Annotated in this window: 3 protein-coding genes; 1 reads left to right on the top strand and 2 read right to left on the bottom strand. The window is 64.3% G+C overall.

Features of this window, described 5'->3' with window-relative positions:
- Positions 1–847, bottom strand: an 847-nt coding sequence (locus tag ACYVDE_RS19110) for a hypothetical protein (protein ID WP_460503136.1), incomplete at its 3' end; no start/stop codon positions are given.
- 97 nt (positions 848–944) lie between these two features.
- Positions 945–1,199, bottom strand: coding sequence for an acyl-CoA-binding protein (locus ACYVDE_RS19105; protein WP_460503135.1), 255 nt, complete (start codon positions 1,197–1,199; stop codon positions 945–947).
- Positions 1,200–1,356: 157 nt separating this feature from the next.
- Here ACYVDE_RS19105 and ACYVDE_RS19100 point away from each other — a divergent pair, with 157 nt between their 5' ends.
- Positions 1,357–2,685, top strand: coding sequence for an amidohydrolase family protein (locus ACYVDE_RS19100; RefSeq protein WP_460503134.1), 1,329 nt, complete (start codon positions 1,357–1,359; stop codon positions 2,683–2,685).
- The last annotated feature ends 214 nt before the right edge of the window (positions 2,686–2,899 follow it).

Here is a 2,899-nt window from a genome sequence, read left to right as displayed (position 1 = left end):
GGCGGTCGGCGCGGGCGCGGCGGGCCATCAGGGCGCGCTCCTCGGCCTGGTACTGGCGCAGGGTTTCGGGCTTGATGTGGCGGGCGCACATGGCCACTACGGCCGCGTTGTCCTTGAAAAACTGGGGCAGGTACATGGCCCGACGGCCCTCGTAGCTCTGCTGGTCGAAGTCGATGGCCCGGACGCGGTACTGCTCGTTCTCGAAGTCGGGCGTGACGGCGATGACGTAGTTGTAGGCCCGCATGTCGCCCAGCAATCGCACGAAGCACCGCTCGTTGAACTTCACGAACTCCTTGGCAATGCGCACCTGGTTGAGCTGCGGCTGTGAAAGGTGCTTCTTGATGAAGTCGTCGCCGGGAATGCCCACGATGTGCTCCTCTACCAGCGTGTCGCCGCTCACCAGAAAGGTGATGGAGTTGGGCGACAAGAGTTGCTCCAGCTCCAGCCCGTAGAGGCGCGAGGCATCGGCCCGCTTCACGTAGAAATAGTCGTAGTTGTCGTTGAGCTGATTGACAATGCGCACCCGGAACGGCTGCGAATTGCCAAACTCGCAGTAGTCCACGCGGTCGGCCACGAGGTGCTCCACGAAGCTGAGGTCGCCGGCCGTTTTCAGCAGCGCGTACACCTCCGTCAGTCCCTGGCTGAGCTCGCGTAGCGTCTGGGGCTCGTAGTACACCGTTTGCCAGAGCGTATCGACACCGGCCCGGTCGAGCAGCGCAAACGAGCCGGTGAACTGCCGCAACTCGGCATACGTCACCGGCAGGGCGGCCTCGCGGTCGTAGTCGCGCAGGTACTGGCGCAGCGCGGGCGCAATCGGGTACGGCGGCTTCTTGCGGGAGATGTCCATGATGCAATGAGTGAATGAGCGAATGGGTGAATGGGTGAATGAGCAAACGGCCGCAGCAATTCACCCATTCACTCATTCACCCATTCACTCATTGAGACTACCCCGCCAGCTCGTTCACCAGCTCCACGTACTGCTGGCGGGCGGCTTCCTTGCTGGTGCCGCGCAGGCCGTTCCAAGCGTCGTATTTGGCAATGGCTTTGAAATCGAAACCGCCGGGGCGGTCGCCGGTGGCGTCGCCGTCGGTGGCTTGCTTGTAAAGAGCATAGAGCTGGAGCAGCACCGTGTTGCTGGGCTTGCTGGGCAGTTGCTGGGCGCGCTGGCTGGCAGCTTCAAATTCGGCTTGCGTGGTCATGGGTTAGGGGTGGTTGGGTGAATGGATTAGTAAGGAAGGGCCGCAAAAGAACGTCATGCTGAGCGAAGTCGAAGCATCTCTACTGCGCAAGTAATTTAATCGTTGCCCCGAAGCGGTAGAGATGCTTCGACTTCGCTCAGCATGACGTTCTTTGAGCTTGGCATTCCGCACAATCCGCCAACTCATCACGCCCACCATGCGCACCTATACCCTCGCCGCCGCGCTGCTCCTCGCCGCCCCGGCCGTCTTCGCCCAGAAAACCCTGCTGCACTGCGGCCGCCTGCTCGACGTGCGCAGCGGCAAGCTCCTCACCCAGCAAACTATCGTAGTCGAAAAAGACCGCATCACCGCCGTGCAGGCCGGCTACACCGCCGCCGGCAGCCCGCAGGACAAAGTCATCAACCTCGAAAACCGCACCGTACTGCCCGGCCTCATCGACTGCCACGTACATCTGGAATCGACGCCCAGCCGCAACAGCTTTCGCGAGCAGTTCACTCTCAACCCCGCCGATATTGCTTTCCGCGCCCAGATTAATGCCCTCACCACGCTGCGCGCCGGTTTCACCACCGTGCGCGACTGCGGCGGCTCGGGCGTGAACACCAGCCTGCGCAACGCTGTGGCCCAGGGCCTCGTGCCCGGCCCGCGCATCTACTCGGCGGGCATGGCCATTTCGGCCACCGGCGGCCACATGGACGAAACCGACGGCCTCAGCCTCGAGCAGATGGAGCACGCCGGCCGCCCCATCAACCTCGCCAATGGTCCCGACCAGTGCCGCGAAGCCGTGCGCGAGCAGTTCAAGCGCGGCGCCGACCTCATCAAAATCGCCAGCACCGGCGGCGTGCTCGACCTGAGCAAGGACGGCACCGGCGCCCAGTACACCGAAGAGGAAATCCGCGCCATTGTCTCGACGGCTCGCGATTTGGGCTTGCGCGTGGCCTGCCACGCCCACGGCGCCGAGGGCATTAAGCGGGCCGTGCGGGCCGGCGTGACGAGCATTGACCACGGCTCGCTGATGGACGACGAAGCCATTGCCCTCATGGCTAAAACCCGCACCTGGTACGTGCCCACGCTCATCGCCGGCAAGTCGGTGGCCGACACGGCCCGGCTGCGGCCCGGCTACTTCCCGCCCGTCATTGCCCGCAAGGCCCTCGAAGTGGGCACCAAGATGCAGGGCACCTTCGGCCGCGCCACCAAGGCCGGCGTGCGCGTGGCCTTCGGCACCGATGCCGGCGTGTACCGCCACGGCCAGAACGCCCGCGAGTTCGGCTACATGACCGAAACCGGCTTCAGCTCCCTCGAAGCCCTGCGCACCGCCACCCTCAACGCCGCCGAGCTGCTGGGCGAAACCGCCGACCTCGGCACCCTCGAACCCGGTAAATTCGCCGATATCGTGGCTGTCGATGGCGACCCGCTGCAGGACATTTCGGCCATGATGCGCCCGGTCTTCGTGATGAAAGGGGGCGTGGCGTACCGCGGAGAGCAATGAGCAATGAGCAATGAGCAATGAGCAAAAGGAACGTCTTGCTTGGACTGCGCTCCACATGACGGGTTAACACGTTTCTCCCTCTCACCCATTCACTCCCCCCATGCCCACCGCTGCTGCTCCTACCCGCCCTTCTGCCCTGCGCCGCTTGGTGGGCCTGGGTTTCGGGCTGGCCGTGGCGGTGGGCGGCACGGCCGGCACGGGTGTGCTCAGCAGC

It is taken from the genome of Hymenobacter agri (assembly GCF_054778495.1).
The sequence above is the reverse complement of the archived record's forward strand: the minus strand, read 5'-3'. Positions and strand labels throughout refer to the sequence as shown.